Here is a 20,459-nt window from a genome sequence, read left to right on the forward strand (position 1 = left end):
ATGCTAATTCAAAATGTGTATGTGAGTAATACTGAAATGTTAGCTAATACATCTAAGGGCTGCTTAATTTTAAGCAGCTCTTGATTATGGAGGTTTTTAAGGTTATTTCTTGACATTTGCTCAAAAAAGAGTATATTTATAACTCGTGATAGCGTTAATTTTAAAGAAAAATTTACATTGTCATAGAACGTTCATAATTATCGACTATAATCATAATATGCTTCTGTTCAATACAAACAGGGAAAGTAGTTGGTAAGAAAAGGGTTTTTATTACCAATTGCTTATAGAATTTTTTTAAAAGCATGTTATAATAATGTGCTAGAAGGTAGGTGCAATAATGGATAATTTATCTAAAAAAGGTCAAAGTTTATTCTTCGATAAATATATTGGCTTCTTTATGTTAGCTGTATTCTTCCTTTGGATGAAAACGTATATAACACAATTAACTCAATTTAATCTCGGGGTTGACAGCCCAATACAGCAATTTCTCTTATTTTTAAATCCTTTAGGATCATCGTTGATTTTTCTTAGTTTAGCTTTATTCTTTAAAGGAAGACGAAAGTATATTGCAACATTAGTGATATACAGCATAATGTCATTCTTGTTATATGCGAATGTGGTATATTATCGTTCATTTACGGATTTTATTACATTACCAACATTAACAATGACACAGAACTTTGCAGATGTAAGTAAGAGTGTAACCACTCTACTACGCCCATATGATTTCTTATTCTTCATAGACATCCTATTCTTAATTGGTCTATTAGCATTTAAATTTGTTAAGATCGAGAAGAAAGATTATGGTAAGAGACGCATGGTTGCCGTATTATCTTTAGGATTAGCAATCTCATGTGCAAACCTAGGACTGGCTGAAGCAGATCGACCACAATTATTAACACGTGGGTTTGATAGAAACTATATTGTTAAATATCTCGGTATGTACAATTATACTATTTATGATGCAGTACAAAGTACGAAAGCATCAGCTCAAAGGGTTATGGCAGATAGCAATGATACAACCGAAGTCGTGAACTTTACGCAATCAAATTATGCTGAACCAAATCCAGAAACATTCGGTATTGGGAAGGATATGAATGTGATATATCTTCACTTGGAATCCATTCAAACCTTCTTAATGAACTATGAATTGCATGGAGAAGAAGTTACACCATTTCTCAATTCATTAATTGAAGAAGAAAACACAACTTATTTTGATAACTTCTTCCATCAAACAGCTCAAGGAAAAACAGCTGATGCAGAATTTATGCTTGAAAACTCCTTATACGGGTTACCGCAAGGTTCTGCTTTTACTACAAAAGGAATGAATACATTCCATGCAGCACCAGCCATTTTAAAAGAAGAAGGCTATACGTCTGCAGTATTCCATGGAAATAATGGGACATTCTGGAATAGGAATGAGATATATAAAGGATTTGGTTATGACCGTTTTTATGATTCAAGTTATTTTGATATGAATTCAGATAACTTAACTGACTATGGATTAATGGATAAACCATTCTTTGAGCAATCAGAAGCTTATTTGGATGAATTACCACAACCTTTCTATACGAAGTTTATTACCGTAACACATCACTATCCGTATCCATTAGATGAAGAAGAAGCGACAATTGATAAACATACAACTGGCGATCCATCTGTGGATAATTATTTCCAAACGGCAAGATATGCGGATGAAGCACTTGAAGAGTTCTTTAATTATCTTAAAGAATCAGGACTCTATGATAATTCAATTATCGTTATGTATGGTGACCATTATGGCATTTCAAGTAGCCATAAGAAAGCAATGGAACAAGTATTAGATACAGAGTATAGTGATTTTCTTGATACAAGTTTACAACGTGTGCCGTTATTTATTCGTGTCCCAGGTATGGAAGGTGGAACGAACCATGAATATTCCGGCCAAATTGATTTAAAACCAACGTTATTACATTTACTTGGTATCGATTCGAAAGAGTATATCCACTTTGGAACTGATATTTTCTCAAAAGAACATGATGATTTAATACCGTTCAGAAATGGAGATTTTGTTAGTCCAACAATTACAGCTATCGGTGGAAAATATTACGATTCAAATACAGGTGAACTTATAGAAGATGAAGAAGTGATTGCTAAAGGCGATGAGATGAATGAAAATGTTGAGCAAAAGCTCGCATATTCAGATAAAGTCGTCAATGCTGATTTACTTCGATTCTATGAACCAGAGAATTTCACTCCTGTAAATCGATCAGATTATGATTATGCCGACTTTAAAAAGTTGTTTACTGACACTGAATCAAGTACAAACTCAAACGATATGATTAGAGAATAAAAAGAGGAGCCATAAGCGCTCCTCTTTTTATTATTTTACGTTATTTTTTCAAAAACTATTGAATTTTTTAAAAATTTTAATTATTATATAATGTATAAACCAATGACAGTAATTACCTTACTGCAAAAATGGTTTCCCTTTTTGAAATGTGAATATGAAAATCATTGACAATGATTCACTTGATTTTTCTTGCCGAAAAACAAGCCGTGAATAGGAGTCAGTAGAGTAAACTTTTCGGAGGAAAGTTTATTTTGCTGACTCTATTTTATTGTTGTAGAAATGGAGTGTATAAAAGATGGGGCTTGCATTAGAAGGGGTTAAGATTATCGACCTATCACGGGTGTTAGCAGGACCATTCTGTACGATGATACTGGGTGATTTAGGTGCAGAAGTCATCAAAATTGAACATCATCAGAATGGAGATGAAACAAGATTCTGGGGACCTCCTTTTGTTGAAGGTGAAAGCGCTTATTATTTATGTGCAAACAGAAATAAAGAGAGTATGACATTGAACTTAAAAGCTGAAGAAGGAAAGGAGATTTTTCGTCAATTAGTAAAAGATGCTGATATCGTAGTACAGAATTTCAAAACAGGTACATTAGATAAATGGGGACTTGGATACGAGCAGTTAAATGAATGGAACAGTAAAATTATTTTGGCTTCTATTACAGGGTTTGGTCAAAGTGGGCCATATAAAGATCTACCTGGGTATGATTACATCATTCAAGCAATGAGTGGTTTAATGAATATTACCGGAGAGGAAGCTGGCTCACCAATGAAAGTTGGTGTTGCCATTTCTGATGTGATCACAGGTTTATATACTTGTATTGGAATATTAAGTGCATTACAACACCGTCAACACACTGGAGAAGGTCAAGAAATTGATATAGCATTATTAGATTGTCAAATATCGGCCTTAGTTAATGTTGCGAGTAATTATTTGGTCGGTCAAACAGAACCTAAGCGGTTAGGTAATCGTCATCCAAATATAGCCCCTTATCAAGTATTTACGGTGGCTGATGGAGAAATGGTCATTGCTGTTGGCAACGATCAACAATTTGCCCGTTTCTGTAATATTTTAGAATTAGCTGAGTTGATAGACGATAATCGGTATGCCACCAATCGTAATCGCGTTGAAAATCGTAGTTCGCTAATACCAATTCTTCAACGAGAGTTATTAAAAAATTCAAAACAAAATTGGAAGCGTTTATTTGATGAACATGCGATTCCAAACGGTCCAATTCATACAATTAGCGAAATGTTTAATGATCCACAAGTTCTTGCAAGAGAGATGGTGATAGAGGGCAATCATCCTCATATACCGTCTTTGAAATTAACTGGTTCTCCATTAAAGCTGTCAAAATCTCCGGTCAAAGTAAGACATCATCCGCCGCTTTATGGGGAGCAGACAGCCGAAATATTACAGAGAGTGGGATATACCAGAGCAGAAATAAAAGAAATGAAAAAAAATCAAGTGATATAGGAGGAATTATAATGATGAATTTCGAATTAACAGAAGAACAAGAAAGTGTAAAAAAATTAGTGAGACGGTTCGTTGACAATGAAATTATGCCAAATATTCAAGAGTGGGATCGTAAACAACATTTTGAACCTCGTATTTTAGAAAGGCTGTCAGAACTTCAATTAATGGGTGTATGTATTCCTGAGCAATACGGCGGGGCGGGGATGGATTATAACACCCTAGCAATTGTATGTGAAGAATTAGAAAGAGGAGACACAGCATATAGAACAGCAGTGTCTGTTCATACAGGGTTAAATAGTATGACCTTATTGCAATGGGGAACTGAAGAACAAAAGCAAAAATATTTAGTTCCTCAAGCAAAAGGTGTAAAAGTAGGTGCTTTTGGTCTTACTGAACCGAATGCTGGATCAGATGTAGCAGCAATGAATTCGACAGCGAAAAAAGATGGTGACTATTATATTTTAAACGGATCAAAGACTTGGATTTCACTTTGTGATGTTGCTGATCACTTTCTTGTATTTGCTAAAACAGATCATGATGCAGCTCATAAAGGTATCACAGCTTTTATCGTAGAGAGAACATTTGCAGGTGTAGAAACAAAGGCTATTAAAGGAAAGTTAGGTATACGAGCGGGTAATACTGGTGAAGTGTTCTTATCTGATGTAAAAGTACCAGTAGCCAACCGTTTAGGTGAGGAAGGGGAAGGCTTCAAAATTGCCATGTCAGCTTTAGATAATGGTCGATTCACAGTAGCTGCTGGTGCAGTAGGCTTAATCGCTGCTAGTTTAGAAGCGAGTGTGAAATATTGTCATGAAAGGAAAACATTTGGTAAAGAGATAGGAAAGCATCAACTAGTTCAACAAATGATTGCTAAGATGACTGCTAACCTAGAAATTTCACGCCTACTTGTTTTCAAAGCTGGATCGCTGAAAAATGCTGGTAAGAGAAATACAAAAGAAACGTCCTTAGCCAAATGGATTGCGTGTGATGCTGCATTTGAGGCGGCAAATGATGCGGTACAAGTCCATGGTGCTTATGGTTATTCAGATGAATACCCCGTAGAAAGATACTTGAGAAATTCAAAAGCTCCGGTTATTTACGAAGGAACGAGAGAAATTCATACCGTTATGCAAGGTGAATATGCACTAGGCTATCGTGAAGATAAGCCATTGCGTAACCCACTGCCATCTTGGCCCTTTGAAGAAGAAGAGGTGGCAATTCAACAAAGATAAGGAGAGCAACTATCATGAATACATTTTTTCTAGCAGGACACGCTAAGCTTCCTCAAGGAATGGCGGCAAGGAACCTATATGATTCTATTACAATTACATTAGAATTGGATCAAAAGTATGGTGTAATCATTGATGCATCATGCACGTTAGCAACAGAGCATGGAAGAGAATTTATTCGCCAGTTATTAAGAGGATATAGTTTAAATGATGGTTTGGAACCTTTGATACAGAGAGTAAAAGATCATTATAAAGGCAAAGCGGGTCAAGCGATATTAGCTGCTTTAAAAGATGTGCACACACAATATGAAATGGTTTTATCTATGAAATAAGGAGGGGGGCTGCTTTCATGCAGACCCCTTTTTCCTATCATCGTGTAAAAAAGGAGAAGAGTGATATGGATACCATTCGTTTTAAGATCGGAGACAGTGCAGCCATAGCAAGAAAATTTACAGAAGAAGAAATTTTGAGCTGTCAGCAACTAACAAATGATTATAGCCCTGTTTACCAATTACACAATAAGAAATGGGATGAACCTTTTCATAAAGCAATCGTACCCGCATTGTTAATTGAAGGACTGATCCATCAAGTAGTTAGTGAAAAATTACCAGGTTGTCCATGTGTGCTCCTTCAAAAAGAACTGTTATTTTATGACCCTGTCTACCGTGACGAAATTATTACAGCTAAGTTAGATTTGCTAGACTGTCATAACGAACGTCATTGGTTGACGATGAAGGTATCATGCATAAACGAAGATAATCATGAAGTCATTAGAGGTCAGCTCGTGGTACAATTACTCGGGCCTAGAGGTTGAATAAGATGAAGGATATTACATTGATGGAACAATCTCATCAAAATCCTATATTAATCGTAACTGAGCACGGAAGAATGGTTACTGCTAACCCTATATTTACCCAACGGTTTGCGATTACAATACAAGAATTGAAAGGTCAGTTGATAGAAGTTAGTAATTTTCCTTATCTGATTGGCAAACTTCACTGTCTAACGATCTTATCGGTTCTCTGTATCGTCAAAGTTAATAAAGAAAATGGTCATTATCGTTTAACTATTTTTTTAAAAGCAGATGAAATTTCTCTCCCTGTTTTAAAACAGTTTCTTTCTTTATTACAAGAAAAAGAGCAATATACACCTAAGACACATACAGCTAATTATGAATTTGCGCATATTATCGGTGAAAGTCAAAAGTTATTAGAAGTGAAAGAACTAGCTGCTCGTATAGCTGTTAGTTCATCCACAGTTTTAATTACCGGTGAAAGTGGTACTGGTAAAGAATTATTCGCTCAAGCGATTCATCATGCCAGTCCAAGGAGAAAAGGCCCTTTTATTGCAGTCAATTGTGCGGCCATTCCATCAGAATTATTTGAATCTGAAGTATTTGGTTATGAAGAAGGCGCATTTAGTGGAGCGAAAAAAACAGGCAAGCCAGGAAAAATTGAGCTAGCACAGAATGGCACATTGTTCCTTGACGAAATTTCTGAATTGCCTAAAGCTGCACAAGGAAAGCTATTGAGGGTATTGCAAGAGAGGGAAGTTGAGAGGCTTGGTTCCATAGGAAAAAAGCGAGTGGATATTCGGATAATAGCCGCCACGAATAGAGATCTATTTGAGCTCGTCTCGGCAGGGGAATTCAGACAAGATCTATATTATCGTTTATTCGTATTTGATCTGCCTATCCCCCCATTAAGAGACAGAAAAGAAGATATATTACCGCTTGTTCACTATTTTTTAGATAAATATAATCAACAACTAAATAAAAACGTAAATCAGATTCATCCACATTTGCTAAAATGCTTAATGGAGCATGAATGGCCTGGTAATATAAGAGAATTAAAAGCTGTGGTAGAAAGAGGGGTAACACTTTCTTTAGGAGAAGAGTTAGGCGACAATGCTATGGTGAAAAGAATAGCGACTCAGACTAGTCAAACCCAGTGTTTACCAAGCAATAATACTTCAAAAACCTTAGAAGAGATCGTGAAAGAAACAGAAAAAAAAGCTATTGTTGAGGCTTTAGAAAAATCGGATGGAGATAAAACAATGGCTGCTGTAAAATTAAATATTCATTTAGCTAGTTTATATAGAAAAATGGCTAAATATCAAATCAAAACCTAAGTAAGTAGAAAACGTAAGCAGATTTTGGCAGAGAGCCAATTTGTTTACGTTTTTTTTGTTGATAACACTCGTTCATCTACTGTATAATGACTCACTTTTGCAAATATATTTCGCAAAAGTGAGATAAATTCGCAATAGTAAGAAGAATGAAACTGAATAAACAGCTTCAAACAAATAAACTAATTTGGCATGGTTCTTGCTTAATAGTAACTGAGAGGAGGATGGATGATGTTACAATTTTCATTTACTGAAGAGCAAGAGGACTTTCGAAAAATTTTAAGACAATATTCTAAAGAGGTATTATTACCTCAATATACAAAGTGGGACAGAGAAAAAAAGACGCCGAGACATTTATGGGAGGAGCTAGGGGAGTTAGGTGTAACAGGTCTGCGTATTCCAGAAAAATATGGTGGAAGCGCGGCAGATTGTATCACGACAGGTATTGCTGCTGAAGAAATAGGCAAAGGTGATTTTAATTTAACTTATTCAGTAATGTTAAATGCTTTAATAGGAGAAATTCTCTCCATTCATGCAAATAATGCTATTAAATCAGAGTGGCTTCCGAAAATTGCACAGGGAAAATCGATTGTTGGGATTGCAATTACTGAGCCACAAGCAGGTACCGATGCAGGGGGAATACAATCAACAGCTATTAGAAAAGGCGATCATTTCATTCTAAATGGTGAGAAATCGGGGATTAGTGTGGCAACAGTGGCGGATGCATTTATTCTTTTTGCTAAAACCGACCCAACTGCCGGAAATAGAGGAATATCCGCTTTTCTTGTACCTAGTGATTTACCAGGAGTAGACTGTAGAGGTTATGAAGATATGGGAAATATCCCAATAGGTAGAGGCTCCGTTTATTTAACTGATGTCATGATTCCTGAGCAATACTTGATTGGTAATCTAAATGAAGGCTTCTCTCAAGTGATGAATGGCTTTGATTTAAGCCGACTTTTAATAGGACTTCAATGTATAGGTACAGCCACACAAAGTTTGGATGAAACAATAGAACATGTGAAAACAAGACATTCTTTCGGCAAACCATTAGCTGTGAATCAAGCAGTCTCTTTTCCGATAGTACACCATTATACTCAACTGGAGCTCGTTAAATGGCAAGCTTATCGAGGACTGTGGTTGCGTGATGAATGTTTACAACATACGAAGGAAGCAGCATCTGTTAAGTGGCTTGCACCTAAATATAGTAGTGAAGCGATTCATGAATGCCTCCTTTTAAATGGGCACTATGCTTATACAAAAGAAATGCCATTTGAACAACGATTAAGAGATGTCATTGGATTAGAGATTGGTGATGGAACAGCCCAAGCAAACCAAATGGTAATCGCCAAACACCTTATAGGGAAAGAATTCCGATCTTATCAAAAAATATAAATTCAAATCAGAAGAAAAGGAGAATCACTAATGGAATTAATAGATACGATACTAGAAAAGAAAAATGGCGTAGCGAAAATAACTATTAACCGACCAGAAGTTTATAATGCCTTTCGAGCACAAACGATTAAAGAATTAATTTGGTGTTTTCGTGAAGCTTGGGATGATAACACTGTTGGTGTGGTGATTTTAACAGGTACAGGAGAAAAAGCATTCTGTACAGGTGGCGATCAAAAACAAAAAGATGGAGAAAGTGGTTATGATGGAAAAGGTGGTCTAGGAAATGGAATTGGCCTTGAAATAGAGAATCTCCATCAAACGATAAGAAACATCCCTAAGCCAGTTATTGCTGCTGTTAATGGCTATGCAATCGGTGGGGGCCACGTATTACATGTAGTTTGTGATTTAACAATTGCTGCTGATACCGCAAAGTTTGGGCAATCAGGGCCAAAGGTTGGGAGCTTTGATGCAGGATATGGATCTGCCTATTTAGCAAGAATCGTTGGTGAGAAGAGAGCAAGAGAAATTTGGTACTTATGTGAACAATATAGCGCTGATGAATGTAAAGAAATGGGACTAGTGAATAAAGTTGTACCATTACATGAATTACAGCAGGCGTCAGAAGACTGGGCACAAAAAATACTGCAAAAAAGTCCAACAGCAATTAAAATGTTGAAACTGTCCTTCAATGCAGATAGTGCAAATATCCAAGGGATTACGCAGTTGTCAATGGCAAATTTAGCATTATTCTATCAATCTAATGAATCAGCGGAAGGAAAAAATGCTTTCCTAGAAAAACGCCCAGTAGATTTTTCTACGTTTAGAAGTTAAATGAAAGATGAAGGAGTGTTTATTGTGGAACAATTAGATGGATTAACATCATATTCTTCACAATGGCTCAATAAAACGATGATTGATTACTTAGATGAAGCAATCACACGTACACCAAATAAAACAGCGATTATCGATAGTAAAAGTCGATACACATACAAAATGTTAGGTTCAATGGTCGATCGCGTCGCACTAGGTTTATTGGACTTAGGTATAAAAAAAGGAGATGTCATTTCTATTCAGCTTCCGAATTGGAATGAGTTTGTTATTCTACATTATGCTGCTTCAAAAATTGGGGCGATTACGAACCCTCTTGTACCTATTTACCGAGAAAGAGAACTTACTTATATGGTTAAAGAGGCAGGGGCTAAATTATTAATTATTCCAGATTGTTTTAGAGGCCATGATTATATTGAAATGGTAGGAAAATGTCTAAACGAATGGCCGGAACTTGAGAATATTGTTGTTGTAGGAAATTCGTTACCAATACCGGAAAAAATGAAATCGTTTGCATCAATAGTCACTTCTATAGACATACTTCAAAAGCGTAGAGATGAGCTAAATATAGAAATAGATCCTAATGAAGTGACTGAGATTATCTTTACATCAGGTACAACAGGTCTTCCTAAAGGTGTCATGCATACTCATAATACTTTATGTATTACTTCCCATTATTGGATTGATCATTTGCAATTAACGAATGAAGATGTGTTATTTATGGCTTCAACCTTTGCCCATCAAACTGGGTTTGCATACGGTGTAAGGTTACCAACACAATATGGTGGTACAGCCGTCTACCAAGATACTTGGAATCCAGATTCATTCTTAAAGCTTATAGAAACAGAGAAAGTGACTTTTACGGCTGGAGCTACACCTTTTCTAAAAGACACAATCGCAGCGGCTAAAAAAAGCACAGCAGATATTAGTAGTTTGAAGTATTTTATTGCTTTAGGCGCCCCTATTCCGAGAAACTTAGTCAAGCAAGCAGAAAAGGTTGTATCATTCAAAATATTGGCCGGTTGGGGGCAAACAGAAAATGGGTTAGTTACCTTAACAAAGAGAACTGATTCCATTCAAAAATTGACGGAAACAGATGGTGTTGCTTTCACTGGCATGGAAGTAAAGGTTGTCAATCAAGAAGGGGAGACTTGCCAGGCGGGAGAAGAAGGTAATATTTATTGCCGTGGACCGGCTTTATTTCGCGGTTATTATAAACAAATAGAGAAAACGCAGTCTGAATTCGATCGAGATTGGTTTATTACAGGTGATAGAGGCGTGTTGGATGAGGATGGTTATTTAAGAATTACTGGTAGAAACAAAGATATTATTATTCGAGGTGGGGAAAATATCCCCGTATCTTATATTGAAAATGTCCTATATGAGTATGAGTTGATCAATGATGTGCAGGTTGTGGCAATGCCAGATGAACGATTGCAAGAAAAAGCATGCGCATTTATTCAATTGAAACAAGGGGCTACTACGCTTACTTTAGCTATGTTACAACAGTTTTTACTGGAAAAAGGGGTAGCGAAACAATATTGGCCCGAACATTTTGTCCTTCTAGAGGAATTTCCACGAACAGCAAGTGGGAAAATCCAGAAGTTTAAATTAAGAGAATCGTTACTAAAGAATTGAATGTAACTTAAGTAAAAAGGAGTGTTTGAATAATGAGTAAAATAGCCTATATTACCGGTGGCGGTAGGGGGATGGGAAGAGCAATTTGTTTAGCTGTTGCAAATAATTATCAAGTGGTTGCCAGTGATATCAATATAAATAATGCGAAAGAAACTATTGAACTTGTGAAAGAAATAGGTGGAGAGGGGTTTGCTGTACATTGTGATGTTACGAGTTTAGAAAGTGTAGAACGATCAGTAAAGGAAGTGCAGCAGAAGTATGGGAGTATTGATTTACTTGTAAATAATGCGGGATGGGATAAAATTGAACCATTTTTACAAAGTGAACCCGATACTTGGAGAAAGGTAATAGACATTAATTTAATGGGTCAAGTACACACATGTAAAATGATCCTGCCATTAATGATAGAAAATGGGAAAGGAAAGGTAGTCAACATTGCTTCAGATTCTGGGAGAGTAGGTTCAAGTGGAGAAGGAGTTTACTCTGCTGCTAAAGGTGGTGTAATTGCATTTACAAAGACGATTGCAAGAGAAATGGCCAGATATCAGATTAATGTGAACTGCATTGCGCCAGGTCCAGCCGATACGCCACTTTTCCAGGAGATAGGATCTTATAATAAAGGGATTGCTGCTGCACTAGAGAAAGCCATTCCATTCCGAAAATTAGCCCAACCAGAGGATATTGCTGGTGCAGTCGCTTTTTTTGCTTCGAAGGAAGCGGATTATATTACCGGGCAAACACTTTCTGTTAATGGCGGTTTAACAATGTGTTAAACAAGATAAAAAAGGATAACCTCTTTCCTAAGTTCTTAAGGATAGAAAATAAGTATAAGAGCATGCAAACAAGCCGAAACCTTATTCGGCTTGTTTGTGTTTGTGCTTGAATAGGCAGTAATATATTGTTACTCTTCTATATCATAAGAATGTTTCTCGTCAATGGTTCCATCTTTTTTATATATTACAAGATGTGTTTTTTTATTTTGAGCGATTTCCTTTGCTCTTTTGACTGCTTCTGCCTTCGTAGGAAGGATCTCAGATGGTTTTTTTCCATGATCAGTTGTAATTGCCCAACCATCATCGTGTGGTAGTACATGTTGTCCTTCTTGAACTCGTTTACTCTTTTCTTTATCCCCTTTTCCTTCGGGTTGTAACTCACTGTCAGTTGCTTGAATCATTTGGTTTCGTTCTTTCGTTGTTGCATCGCTATACCATTTTTTACTTTGTTCAATGGCAATTGGGATAGCACGACTTTCATTATAGCCATCACGAATAAGACTGTTAGCTATTTCAATGGCTTTTTTCTTCATCGCTGTTTCTAAGTTTTTGAATGAATCTGGATAATCTGTCGTATGCCAGGGCATGTTCTCCACCTCCTAGTTTATTATTAAATTCATACCCTAGTTTGATAAAGATTACTCATAAAAAAAAGTAAGAGTAGTACATAACAATAGTGAAATATCTAAAAATTTAGAATAATGATTGACAAATGATGGGTATCTATTTAAAATTAAAACAATGTTTTGTTATAGAAACATAATGAAGAGGAGGAGTAAAATGCCTACCATAAGAGTAAGTAAAGAAATGAAGATTCATTACAGAGTGAAAGGTGAGGGAAAGCCGCTTATTATTTTACACGGGTTAGGTAATAATTCTCAGTCGTGGACAAAACAATTGGATGATTTATCAAAAGACTTTCAAGTATTCGTTTGGGATGCACCAGGTTATGGTCAAAGTAGTGATCCGGAGGAAGAGTTTACAAGTTTCCGGCAATTTGCTGATATACTAAAGCAATTTGTCGATGCCCTAGAATTACAAAAATTTTACTTACTTGGTCATTCAATGGGTTCTGCTATTGCTATAGATTTTACCTATCGATTCAAAGATCGAGTTGAATTACTTATTATTGCTGATCCAACACGAGGGGCTGCTGGGAATAGTGAAGAAGAGAACAGGAAAAAGTTAACTAGAAGAGTTTATAATGTGACAAATCTAACAGGAGAAGAACTAGCAAGACAAAGAGTAAGAGAATTGTTAGCGCCAGAGGCAAATCTGGAGGTTGTGAAAGAAGCAGAAAGAATTATGGCGCAAGTTCGACCGAAAGGATATATTTCGGTTGCTAACTCATTATATTCCTTGGATCACACGGACATTTATGGGAGCATAACAACGCCAACTTTAATATTATGTGGTGAATTTGATAAGGCAACTCCTGTTGAAGAGGCAAAAATATTTCATCATGCGATTGCCGAATCACAGTTGGTGATCATTCCTAATACAGGCCATCTTTGCTATCAAGAGGACCCAGCATCTTTTAATGAAGCCGTTCGGACATTTCTGCAAAATCCTGTAAATATATAAATGAAAATGATTCTTAATATCTTTTTCATCGATTTTTTGTTAAAATAGTAATATAGCATTTACTGGGAAAGTGGGGTGATGGAGTGGCTAACGGTGAAAAAGAGAGATATAATGCCAATTCATTAGTCAGAGGATTAGAAATCTTGAAATTATTCAACGGTGGACGTCCAACGATGTCTCTAGCTGAAATTGCGAAGGAACTAAATGTAAGTCGTACAGTACCATACCGTTTACTTTATACATTGCAAACGTTAGGTTACTTACATCAAGATGAACATACAAAGCGCTATAGCTTAACACCAAAAGTGCTTGAGCTTGGGTTTGCTTATTTGAATAGTTTAAACTTACCTGAAATCATTCAGCCTTATTTGGATACACTCCGTGATACAACTGGAGCGTCATGTCATTTATCGATATTAGATGATTATGAAGTCGTATACATAGGTAGTGCACCTGTTCGCGGGGTATCTGCCATAAATGTAAATATCGGTTTAAGATTGCCTGCACATGCAACAGCTAATGGCAAGCTTTTATTAGCTATGCAACCAGAAGGGAAGCTACGTGAGACAGTGTATGGATCTAACTTAAAACCGTATACAGAAAAAACGCAAACTGATTTACCTGGGTTCTTTGAAGAATTAGAAACAATCAGGAAAAACGGTTATGCAATTTCTTTAGGTGAATTCCATCAAGGAATTCAATCTGTAGCGGCGCCAATATATGATCGTAGTGGAAAAGTAGTAGCAGCCATTAATATTGTCGCCACTGATGTCACATATCAGAATGATTTTATCGAAAAAGTTGCTTTACCGAAAATCCTTGATATATCCAAACAATTATCCGGACTTATTGGAAATTGATTCACTAGAAGACACGAACTACTCATTAACAATTGTTGTACCCGAATCTAATTGATTCGGGTTTTTTTATTGGATTTACCTTTTTCTTTCACATGAAACTTGCTTCTTTCCAGTTTATCCTTCTTTAGGTATGAAAGAGTAATTGTTTTTTATATATGTACAATCTTTCCCCTAGTGTTGCTCTCATAGTAATAACTCTACAAATTAATCTACTAGATTAATATATTACTTCTCATCATCAACCTCTTCATTTGTCGTTCCTTTAATTGGCAGGGACTCACTTTTTATAAATAGTTCACAATAAAAAAGATCATTAAATTAAATAGATTCTAAAAAATATATGAAATCACCTGATAAAGTGACTAAAATTTCGAATCTTTTTGGGCTTCTTTAAAATAATACGTATTCACTATTAAAATAAGTGAAATCAGTTGGGATGTTCAATTTTCATTATAAGTATAGTGAAAATAGTTTTAATTTATAACAATCTGTATTGACAAAATTTTTTAAAAATTTTAAGATTATATAAACTTTGTTTTGTATAAAAAACAAAGTTTTGAATGGATCGAAATTTATATGGAGGTGATTTTTGTTAATTAGTGATTTTTTCCACATATGATAGGAGGGTAAAGAATGTTAACAGGAAAGAAAAGATGGTTATATATTGCTGTACCGATATTCTTCTTTTGGTTTTTTGGCCAAATTGACAAGCTTGGTATTTCTATTATTCAAACAGATGCTGATTTTCTTAGTGACTTAGGGATTGCTGGTGAAAATGCCAAGATTGGTTTCATCACTTTTATATTCACAATTGCTTATGCGGTTTCAAACCTATTTTGGGGTGTAATTATTGATAAACTAGGTGCCAGAAAAACAGCAATGTTAGGTTTGGTTGTTTGGACCATTACGATGATTACCGCTGGCTTGTCGACTACATATGAGATGTTTATCTTGTCAAGAATCGTTCTTGGGTTTGGTGAAGGAATGATGATTCCTGTATGTGGAAAATTCATTGCTAACTGGTTCCATTATAAAGAATTAGGAAAAGCACAAGCATCATGGTTATCTGGTAACTATTTAGGGCCGGCTGTTGGTGCATTAATGCTAACCGCTATCATTGCTAGTCTCCATTGGCAAGCTGCATTTTTCCTACTCGCTGCTTTTAATTTATTGCTTGTACTGCCACTTTTTTATTTTCTTACAAGAGATATACCAGAAGAGCATAAAGGGATTACACATGAGGAGCTTGCCTATATACGTGAGAAAAACCCGATTGATAAAAAAGATGGATCGAAAAATTTTGCTCAAGACTATAGGTACTGGATTGTATGGTTTGGAATGCTGATGTCTTCCTTCTTATTTTTTGGTATTAGTATATGGTTACCTACTTATTTAATCGAAGCGAAGAGTTTTTCTAGGGAAGCAATGAGTAGTATTACATCCTTATCTTGGTTATTTGCCTTAGGATTTGTCCTTATTTGTGGTTACTTATCAGATAAGACAAACCGCCCAAGCCTGATGGCGACCATTTTATTTGCATTAACAACAATCTTTTTATGTGGTGGCATTATGTCGCCTAACGCGATAGTTGCAGGTATTTGCATGGGATTAGCTATGGGTACACAAGGTGGCGTCTTCCATCTAAGTAATTTATTTATTGTGAAATTCTCTACACCTGAAACCGCTGGTAGAGCAGCAGGTATGATGGGGTTTACTAATATTATGGGTGGTTTCGCCAGTTATATTATGGGATATTTACGAGATTTATCAAACGGAGACTTTGGGACATCAATCATTGTGTTAATTTTTGCCTCCACTTTAGGTTTTGTTGCTTATTTATTTACTCTTAAGCGGGAATCAACTGAGTTAAGGGTTGTTCATAATAACCAGTCAATAGTAGGTTAATCGTTTCATTCCAACTATTTATCTTTTTAAAATTTTCTCAAAATTTGTTGACTTTTTTGTTAACAGATTTTAAAATTGATTTATAGGAGAAACAGTGTTTCTAATATAAAACATAAAGGAGTGTTTTTGAAAATGGCATTTGATGTTAAAGAATTTGAAAAGAAGCATGTAGCAAGATTACAGGATCGTTCATTAGATTGGAATGTTCTTAAATTCCAAGAAGAAATTGACCCAAGATTTAAAAGAGCACAAATGAGATATATTGGTCGTGGAGCCACTGCAAATGCTGATTCTAATGTTATTGCAGCTGAGCACTTTACATTAAGCACAATGGTATTACCTGCAGGTTGTATTGGACCATTGCATTTACATGATGATGTTGAAGAAGTTTTCTTCATTATTAAAGGAAGTGTAAAAGCGTTGATTCAAGAAGTAGATAGTGATGAGGTTCATGAAATTCGTTTAAACGAGCGTGATTGTATCAGTTCCCCACCTGGCGTATATCGTGGGATTCATAATGATGGTGACGAAGAAGCATTAATGTTGGTTATGCTTGGTGCAGTTAAACCGAATTTGCCAACTTACGTTAAAGGGAGCGAATTAGAAGAACTTCGTCTTCAAAGAGCGAAAGAAAGAGAAGCAATTATTGCAGATAAATAATTAAGTGAGGTAAGGAAGACCAATCTCATATGGTCTATCCTTACCGATTTTTATTAACATTCTATATTCACCAATAATTTGTAACGAGCGAAACAATTACCACGAACTTTCGCTTTATTTATAGAGGAGGTTTCAAGATGATTGGTATTACCCATTTAAGACATATCAGTCTTATTACTCCGAACATTGAAGAACAAGCAGCCTTTTATGAAAAAGTTTGGGGATTAGACAAAACGGCTGAGGATGAACAAACGGTTTATTTCAGAGGAGCAGGACCTGAGAATCATATTCTTAGCTTGCACAGTGGAGATAGAAGTGCTCTTCATCATATCGCATTTGGCATGGTGGATAAGCATGCAGTTGACCGTGCTGCAGAATATTTACAAGAAAAAGGCGTACCGATTGTGCAAGCACCGGGCTATTTAGATGAGGAAGGTAAAGGTTATGGTCTCCGCTTTGCTGATCCAGAAAATCGTGTAATTGAATTATCGACGTGGGTTGAAATTCATACATCTATTTGGAATCAAAAAAATGTAGATCCAGTCAAACTTAATCATGTAGTAATGAATACCGCTGATTTACAAATGATTACAGAATTTTATACAGATATTCTTGGATTTAAAGTGACAGACTGGAGTGAAGATAAAATGGTGTTTTTACGTTGTAATCGAAAACATCACTCCATTGCTTTTAATCAAGAGGGTCATGCATCTGTCAATCATATTGCTTACGAAGTTGATACAGTAGATGAGGTCATGCGTGGCATTGCTAATGTGCGGAAAGCTGGATTGAATGAACTATGGGGACCAGGTAGACACGGACCAGGAGATAATATCTTTTGCTATTTCAAAGACCCAGGTAATTTTGTTATGGAATACACTTGTTATCTTGAAACGATTGAGGATGAAGCAGAATGGAAAGCAAGAGTATGGAAACGTGTACCACACTTAATGGATCAATGGGGGATTGCTGGGCCACCATCCAAAGAAGCACGTGCAGCAATGGGGGGAAAACCAGATCCAGGCTGGGCAAAATTACAATCTTTGATTTAATGGCTGACTTAAGAAAGGAAGAGTGTAATGGATTTAGGATTAAATAATAAAGTAGCAATTATTATGGGGGGGACTTCAGGTGTTGGATTGAAAACGGCTGAGATGTTCCTAGCTGAAGGTGCTAAAGTTGCTATTTGTGGTAGAGATGAAACAAGAAAAAATACGGCAGAGAAATATTTAAATGATTTAGCATCTGCTGATAGCATTTTTGCCGAAACATGTGATGTAACGAATAAAGAAGATGTACAGCGTTTTGTCAAAGGTGTGGCAGAAAAATTTTCAGGTATTGATATTTTAGTCAATGCAGCAGGGCAAAGTGTAATGGGACATTTCTTTGATGTTACTGATGATCAATGGGAACAACAAATTCAATTAAAGTATTTTGCTATCATCCACGCTGTAAAAGCTGTTCATCCCTACTTAGTTAAGCGTGGCGGCGGCCGAATAGTAAATATAAATGCTACGCTCGCGAAAGAACCAGAAAGGCATATGATTGCAACAGCTGCGACAAGAGCAGGATTACTTAATTTAAGTAAAACATTATCGCAAGAACTGGCGAGTGATAATATTCTTGTGAATTCTGTAAGTCTTGGCTTAATTAGAACGGATCAATGGGAGAGAAGAAGGAAGAAAAATGCACCCGATATGGATCCAGAAAGTTATTATGCAGACTTAGCGAAGAAAAGAAATATACCACTTGGTCGTGTTGGAGAAGCAGAAGAAGTAGCTAGTGTGATTTTATTTTTAGCATCCAAACATGCAAGCTATGTCGCTGGCTCAACTATTGAAACAGCAGGTGCATTAGGAAAGGCGTTATAAATACACAAAAAAGGTAGGAAGATACTATGACAGAAACAAAGCAAATGGAGACAGCGGGTGTAACAGATAACTCGGAGATGAACTTTACGGTTGCTGATGCGATTGTTCAAGAGCTTGTTAAAGCGGGCGTTACGACAGCATTTGGAATTGTAAGTATACATAATATGCCGATTTATGATGCCATTTTACGAGAAGGAAGCATCCATCTTGTATGTGCACGTGGTGAAAGTGGCGCGGTAAATATGGCCGATGGCTACGCACGTGTTACAGGAGAGTTAGGTGTTGTCATTACAAGTACAGGAACAGGCGCAGGTAATGCAGCAGGCGCACTTGTTGAGGCTTGGGCAGCAGGTGTACCACTTCTGCATCTAACTGGTGAAGTAGCATCCCCCTATTTAGGTACTGGCCGTGGCTATATTCATGAATGTAAAGATCAATTATCAATGTTAGAAGGATGTTCTAAACAAGCGATGCGCTTAAGAGTGCCACATCAAGCAAAAGCAGTGGTAAGGCAGGCTGTTGTAACTGCTCAAACTGCGCCGGCTGGTCCTGTTTCGTTAGAAATCCCCATTGATTATCAATCTGCGATTATTCCTGACCTGCATTTACAAGACTGGTCGGTAAAAACTCCGGAAGTTAACTCAAATACATATATTCCTGAAGATATTCTCTCATTGGTTGCTAAAGCGAAACGTCCTGTGATTTGGGCTGGTGGAGGTGTCATTTCAGCAAATGCATCCCAAGAGTTAACAAGATTGGCTAATCAGCTAGGAGCTGCTGTTATTACGAGCCAATCCGGAAAAGGAAGCATCCCTGAAGATCATCCTCAATGTATTGGTCATTTTGCTGCCTATCCAGACACGAAAGAAATGCTCAAGAATGCGGATTTGTTAATTAGTGTCGGTGTGAGATTTAGAGGAAATGAAACGTCAAATTGGAAGGTTGAAGTGCCGAATAATCATATTGCAATTGATGCCGATTGGCAAGGAATAAATCGAAATTACCCTTGTAGTTATGGACTTGTTGGAGACGCGAAGGATATTTTAAATCACTTTGTCACGCAATTACAGACAAAAGATGTTCAAGATAAACCATCGTATAAGGCTGAAGTAAAGCAACTACGAGAAAAATTACGAGCAAATTTACGAGCAACTTTAGGTCCATATGAACAAATAATGGACGAAATGAGAGCAGCATTACCGAAAGATACAGTGCTCGTACGAGATGTGACAGTACAAGCTAATGTATGGGGCAGCAGATTGTTCGAGATTCTTGAACCGAGAACATCTATTCATGCTTCCGGTGGTGGAATAGGTCAAGGGTTACCGACAGCGATTGGTGCTCAAATGGCTGCAAAGGATCGCAAAGTGGTTTTAATGGCTGGTGATGGGGGCTTTATGGTGAATGTTGGTGAAATGCCGACTGCTGCTGAGGAGGCTCTCCCACTTATTGTTATCTTATTTGATGATGGTGGTTATGGCGTTCTTCGTAATATCCAAAAAAATGCATACGGTCGTCAAGTAGCTGTTGATCTACTAAGTCCTGATTTTGTGCAATTGGGAGAGTCTATGGGATTTGATGCGGTACGAATTCATTCAAGTGATGAATTTGCCGTAGAAATAAATAAAGCGGCAAAAAGTGTTAATCCGACAATCATCGTTGTAGATATGGAAGCTGTAGGGCCAATGGCTAAACCCTTTGAGGGACCTCCTGGTGCTGCTGATGCGTTTAAACCGAAGAAGTTATAAGTAAACATCTGAGTAAAGGAGGAAGC

The 20,459-nt window shown here is 36.7% G+C and carries 18 protein-coding genes; 17 read left to right on the forward strand and 1 reads right to left on the reverse strand.

The genetic code is table 11. The features are described from left to right. Positions 1 to 337: 337 nt before the first annotated feature. The 10 genes from MHI57_RS01910 to MHI57_RS01955 all read left to right on the forward strand — a co-directional run bounded on the left by MHI57_RS01910 (position 338) and on the right by MHI57_RS01955 (position 11,805). Positions 338 to 2,332: an LTA synthase family protein gene (locus MHI57_RS01910; RefSeq protein WP_224936267.1), complete on the forward strand. Its 1,995-nt coding sequence runs from the start codon at positions 338 to 340 to the stop codon at positions 2,330 to 2,332. A 295-nt stretch (positions 2,333 to 2,627) separates the two neighbouring features. Then, positions 2,628 to 3,815 carry a CaiB/BaiF CoA transferase family protein gene (locus MHI57_RS01915; protein ID WP_251161496.1) on the forward strand — a complete coding sequence of 396 codons (1,188 nt, stop codon included), beginning with the start codon at positions 2,628 to 2,630 and terminating at the stop codon, positions 3,813 to 3,815. A 14-nt stretch (positions 3,816 to 3,829) separates the two neighbouring features. Beyond that, positions 3,830 to 5,047, forward strand: a complete 1,218-nt coding sequence (locus MHI57_RS01920) for an acyl-CoA dehydrogenase family protein (RefSeq protein ID WP_224936641.1) — start codon at positions 3,830 to 3,832, stop codon at positions 5,045 to 5,047. A 14-nt stretch (positions 5,048 to 5,061) separates the two neighbouring features. Further along, entirely contained in the window at positions 5,062 to 5,376 is a 315-nt protein-coding gene (locus MHI57_RS01925; RefSeq protein ID WP_095373468.1) for a DUF3870 domain-containing protein, read from the forward strand. Positions 5,377 to 5,393: 17 nt separating this feature from the next. Next, positions 5,394 to 5,858 carry a hypothetical protein gene (locus MHI57_RS01930; protein ID WP_095373467.1) on the forward strand — a complete coding sequence of 155 codons (465 nt, stop codon included), beginning with the start codon at positions 5,394 to 5,396 and terminating at the stop codon, positions 5,856 to 5,858. Between the two features lie 5 nt (positions 5,859 to 5,863). Beyond that, on the forward strand, positions 5,864 to 7,174 hold the full coding sequence (locus MHI57_RS01935; RefSeq protein WP_095373466.1) for a sigma-54 interaction domain-containing protein: 1,311 nt from the start codon (positions 5,864 to 5,866) through the stop codon (positions 7,172 to 7,174). A gap of 228 nt (positions 7,175 to 7,402) precedes the next feature. Further along, positions 7,403 to 8,566 (forward strand): acyl-CoA dehydrogenase family protein, encoded by a 1,164-nt coding sequence (locus MHI57_RS01940; protein ID WP_095373465.1) that lies wholly within the window; start codon positions 7,403 to 7,405, stop codon positions 8,564 to 8,566. Between the two features lie 30 nt (positions 8,567 to 8,596). After that, positions 8,597 to 9,397, forward strand: a complete 801-nt coding sequence (menB, locus tag MHI57_RS01945; protein ID WP_095373464.1) for a 1,4-dihydroxy-2-naphthoyl-CoA synthase — start codon at positions 8,597 to 8,599, stop codon at positions 9,395 to 9,397. Between the two features lie 24 nt (positions 9,398 to 9,421). Next, the gene (locus MHI57_RS01950; protein WP_233435261.1) at positions 9,422 to 11,032 is read left to right on the forward strand and encodes an AMP-binding protein; all 1,611 of its coding nucleotides are present in this window, start codon (positions 9,422 to 9,424) and stop codon (positions 11,030 to 11,032) included. 32 nt (positions 11,033 to 11,064) lie between these two features. Continuing rightward, a complete protein-coding gene (locus MHI57_RS01955) occupies positions 11,065 to 11,805 on the forward strand; it encodes an SDR family NAD(P)-dependent oxidoreductase (RefSeq protein ID WP_095373462.1) in 741 nt (246 codons plus the stop codon). 128 nt (positions 11,806 to 11,933) lie between these two features. On the opposite strand, the gene MHI57_RS01960 is transcribed toward MHI57_RS01955, so the two are convergent. Further along, complete coding sequence (locus MHI57_RS01960; RefSeq protein ID WP_095373461.1) at positions 11,934 to 12,392, reverse strand: DUF2188 domain-containing protein; 459 nt, start codon at positions 12,390 to 12,392, stop codon at positions 11,934 to 11,936. A gap of 193 nt (positions 12,393 to 12,585) precedes the next feature. Between MHI57_RS01960 and MHI57_RS01965 the strand changes: the two genes are divergently transcribed. The 7 genes from MHI57_RS01965 (at position 12,586) to MHI57_RS01995 (ending at position 20,433) form a co-directional block, all read left to right on the forward strand. Continuing rightward, the gene (locus MHI57_RS01965) at positions 12,586 to 13,389 is read left to right on the forward strand and encodes an alpha/beta fold hydrolase (RefSeq protein ID WP_095373460.1); all 804 of its coding nucleotides are present in this window, start codon (positions 12,586 to 12,588) and stop codon (positions 13,387 to 13,389) included. Positions 13,390 to 13,472: 83 nt separating this feature from the next. Next, on the forward strand, positions 13,473 to 14,249 hold the full coding sequence (locus MHI57_RS01970; protein WP_095373459.1) for an IclR family transcriptional regulator: 777 nt from the start codon (positions 13,473 to 13,475) through the stop codon (positions 14,247 to 14,249). Positions 14,250 to 14,882: 633 nt separating this feature from the next. Further along, complete coding sequence (locus MHI57_RS01975) at positions 14,883 to 16,154, forward strand: MFS transporter (protein WP_095373458.1); 1,272 nt, start codon at positions 14,883 to 14,885, stop codon at positions 16,152 to 16,154. A 132-nt stretch (positions 16,155 to 16,286) separates the two neighbouring features. Beyond that, positions 16,287 to 16,814, forward strand: coding sequence for a cupin domain-containing protein (locus tag MHI57_RS01980; RefSeq protein ID WP_095373457.1), 528 nt, complete (start codon positions 16,287 to 16,289; stop codon positions 16,812 to 16,814). A gap of 137 nt (positions 16,815 to 16,951) precedes the next feature. Then, positions 16,952 to 17,866 carry a VOC family protein gene (locus tag MHI57_RS01985; protein ID WP_307314255.1) on the forward strand — a complete coding sequence of 305 codons (915 nt, stop codon included), beginning with the start codon at positions 16,952 to 16,954 and terminating at the stop codon, positions 17,864 to 17,866. 27 nt (positions 17,867 to 17,893) lie between these two features. Continuing rightward, the gene (locus MHI57_RS01990; RefSeq protein WP_095373455.1) at positions 17,894 to 18,685 is read left to right on the forward strand and encodes an SDR family oxidoreductase; all 792 of its coding nucleotides are present in this window, start codon (positions 17,894 to 17,896) and stop codon (positions 18,683 to 18,685) included. Between the two features lie 26 nt (positions 18,686 to 18,711). Then, positions 18,712 to 20,433 carry a thiamine pyrophosphate-binding protein gene (locus tag MHI57_RS01995; RefSeq protein ID WP_340974670.1) on the forward strand — a complete coding sequence of 574 codons (1,722 nt, stop codon included), beginning with the start codon at positions 18,712 to 18,714 and terminating at the stop codon, positions 20,431 to 20,433. The last annotated feature ends 26 nt before the right edge of the window (positions 20,434 to 20,459 follow it).

Source organism: Cytobacillus sp. FSL K6-0129 (assembly GCF_038007625.1).
GTDB classification, from domain to species: domain Bacteria; phylum Bacillota; class Bacilli; order Bacillales; family Cytobacillaceae; genus Cytobacillus; species Cytobacillus kochii.

Bases quoted from the DNA above. Each gene is read 5' to 3' on its own strand.
- menB (WP_095373464.1), top strand. From the start codon at position 8,597: ATGGAATTAATAGATACGATACTAGAAAAGAAAAATGGCGTAGCGAAA.
- MHI57_RS01930 (WP_095373467.1), top strand. From the start codon at position 5,394: ATGCAGACCCCTTTTTCCTATCATCGTGTAAAAAAGGAGAAGAGTGAT.
- MHI57_RS01935 (WP_095373466.1), top strand. From the start codon at position 5,864: ATGAAGGATATTACATTGATGGAACAATCTCATCAAAATCCTATATTA.
- MHI57_RS01955 (WP_095373462.1), top strand. From the start codon at position 11,065: ATGAGTAAAATAGCCTATATTACCGGTGGCGGTAGGGGGATGGGAAGA.
- MHI57_RS01965 (WP_095373460.1), top strand. From the start codon at position 12,586: ATGCCTACCATAAGAGTAAGTAAAGAAATGAAGATTCATTACAGAGTG.
- MHI57_RS01920 (WP_224936641.1), top strand. From the start codon at position 3,830: ATGAATTTCGAATTAACAGAAGAACAAGAAAGTGTAAAAAAATTAGTG.
- MHI57_RS01960 (WP_095373461.1), bottom strand. From the start codon at position 12,392: ATGCCCTGGCATACGACAGATTATCCAGATTCATTCAAAAACTTAGAA.
- MHI57_RS01985 (WP_307314255.1), top strand. From the start codon at position 16,952: ATGATTGGTATTACCCATTTAAGACATATCAGTCTTATTACTCCGAAC.
- MHI57_RS01925 (WP_095373468.1), top strand. From the start codon at position 5,062: ATGAATACATTTTTTCTAGCAGGACACGCTAAGCTTCCTCAAGGAATG.
- MHI57_RS01940 (WP_095373465.1), top strand. From the start codon at position 7,403: ATGTTACAATTTTCATTTACTGAAGAGCAAGAGGACTTTCGAAAAATT.
- MHI57_RS01980 (WP_095373457.1), top strand. From the start codon at position 16,287: ATGGCATTTGATGTTAAAGAATTTGAAAAGAAGCATGTAGCAAGATTA.
- MHI57_RS01995 (WP_340974670.1), top strand. From the start codon at position 18,712: ATGACAGAAACAAAGCAAATGGAGACAGCGGGTGTAACAGATAACTCG.
- MHI57_RS01910 (WP_224936267.1), top strand. From the start codon at position 338: ATGGATAATTTATCTAAAAAAGGTCAAAGTTTATTCTTCGATAAATAT.
- MHI57_RS01915 (WP_251161496.1), top strand. From the start codon at position 2,628: ATGGGGCTTGCATTAGAAGGGGTTAAGATTATCGACCTATCACGGGTG.
- MHI57_RS01990 (WP_095373455.1), top strand. From the start codon at position 17,894: ATGGATTTAGGATTAAATAATAAAGTAGCAATTATTATGGGGGGGACT.
- MHI57_RS01975 (WP_095373458.1), top strand. From the start codon at position 14,883: ATGTTAACAGGAAAGAAAAGATGGTTATATATTGCTGTACCGATATTC.